This window comes from Desulfogranum japonicum DSM 18378, assembly GCF_000429945.1.
Taxonomy (GTDB): Bacteria; Desulfobacterota; Desulfobulbia; order Desulfobulbales; family Desulfobulbaceae; genus Desulfogranum; species Desulfogranum japonicum.
The window spans coordinates 1-1,981 of the sequence record NZ_AUCV01000112.1 but is presented as its reverse complement, the minus strand read 5'-3'; the positions used below and the strand labels follow the sequence as shown (position 1 = coordinate 1,981).

2 protein-coding genes are annotated in these 1,981 nt (G+C 43.4%); both read left to right on the top strand.

From position 1 onward, the window contains the following. Positions 1 to 260: 260 nt before the first annotated feature. Positions 261 to 1,010 carry an SIMPL domain-containing protein gene (locus tag G493_RS0122535; protein WP_028582170.1) on the top strand — a complete coding sequence of 250 codons (750 nt, stop codon included), beginning with the start codon at positions 261 to 263 and terminating at the stop codon, positions 1,008 to 1,010. 696 nt (positions 1,011 to 1,706) lie between these two features. After that, positions 1,707 to 1,981, top strand: a 275-nt coding sequence (locus G493_RS30840) for a hypothetical protein (RefSeq protein ID WP_035275732.1), incomplete at its 3' end; no start/stop codon positions are given.

Genomic DNA, 1,981 nt, shown 5'->3' with positions numbered 1-1,981 from the left:
CTCTCGTTAACGACACCTTTAATGGGGCCTTTACCAGGTATGTGACGAGGGATCAGGCGAAGAGAATTTTGCGGACAAACGTGTAATGCTCCCCTTTGCATGATCGAGGTTCCCGCATAGATAAGCCTAACGGAGTCTCCGTTTACCTGCAAATACCGCGTTTGCTCGAATCTGAAGCACCTGTGCCCCTTTACAATTCAGGGCTAATTGAAATATCAGTGTTGTTAACCCCATGATCAGTTACCAATATGGAGCTTACTATGAAACGTATCATGCCTTTCACCTTAATGTTCACTGTACTTCTTCAGTTTTCTTCCCCGGTGTTTGCCCAGGAGCAAAATCCGAGGCTCATCACTGTAACCGGAAGTGCCGAGGTTATGGTCGTACCCAATGAAGTGATCCTCACCCTGGGGGTGGAAAACAGGAACAAAGAACTTGGAGCGGCAAAAATGGAAAATGATAAACGTGTCCAAAAAGTAATCAATGTCGCCCAGAAACACCATATTGATCAAAAATATATCAAAACAGATTATATCAATATCGAGCCTCAATATGACTACATGGAAGAAAACAGGAAAATATTTACTGGATATTTGGTGAATAATACCATTGTTCTGACCATAATTGATACTGCCATATTTGAGGATGTTCTGGCTGACGTGCTTGAAGCCGGTGCAAATTCTATTCACGGTGTTCAATTCCGTACAAGTGCATTGAGAACACACCAGGATGAAGCCCGGATCCTTGCGGTTAAGGCCGCCAAAGAAAAAGCAGCAGCTTTGGCTAAAGAGTTGGGACAGAGCGTGGGGAAACCTTATGCTGTAGTGGAACATTCCACTGGCAATACACCATGGATTGCCAATAACATCGCCCAGGGAACGACACTTGAGGGGGGAATGGGTGGGAATGTTTTGGTTAAGCATGATGATCATACAGCCTCCAACACAACGCTGGCACTGGGGCAGATCAAGGTAAGCGCCAGAATTACGGTAAGCTTTGAGTTGGAATAATGATATATATTCATCAGCATACCCTTTAAAACTCATGCCATGTTAATGATGAAATATCGCGATACTGCGCCGAATAATTTTTAAGGTCGCGGGAAAAAATAAATATCCAAAAATTGCGTAGGATATCGGTTGGATAATGTATTTATTCCGTGACCCTTATCTTTTTGTGCCTTGTCCCGTGTTGCATAGTGGTGGTATGTGACACGGAGCAAGGCCGTAAAAAGGCAAACAGAATAAGGCATGGTCGTGTTGACAGGGCATTGGGAGTCTGTTGGAGAAAGCTCTTTTTCCCCATATTTGAGTTATTTTCAGAAACTCAATGCTCGCAATATCAACTATATGGCTGTGGCGAAATGCTATCGCATACGTTCAACTTGAGCAAAAATCCTCCTTGCAGGCCAGACACTATCCGGCTTTCCCTTCTTTGTTTGTTGCCCCCATTCGTAGGGCGTTCTACGCGCACCAGCGATTATATATAGCTTTTGTCTTTTTGTTTTTTTGAAACCTGTTTTTGTCCATCTCGCCTCTCATTTTGAGCACAGTGAGGATAGAAGGAAAATCTTTTTTCGTTGAGGCGCAAGGGGAATTCAGGAATGGCAGTTTTTTGTGTTGCGCTAACAATCTAATGTGTTGATAATGCGTAGATATTTGTTTTGATCAAAAGTTTTTTATGCGTTTTTAGGAAATGATGAAAGTATGAAGAGATTCTATTGCATATTGCTGGCTGTGGTCTTGCTTGTACAAGTAGACATTGCTCTTGCCACCGTGGTGTATAAGGGAAAAAGCGGTGATATCTTTAAGCCAAGAAGCAGCGCTGTTGCCCACCAGGAAAAGCTACAGACCGTTATTGGTAAGGTCGGGCAAGCCAAGGGCGTAGGTATGTTGCAGATACAGCTTACACTTGTTGTTTTAGCTGACCCAAGTGAAAATATGGGTGATCTTGCTGAGCAGCGTTGTCAGGTTCTCAAAAA

Coding starts and splice junctions, on each gene's coding strand:
- G493_RS0122535 (WP_028582170.1), top strand. CDS start 261: ATGAAACGTATCATGCCTTTCACCTTAATGTTCACTGTACTTCTTCAG.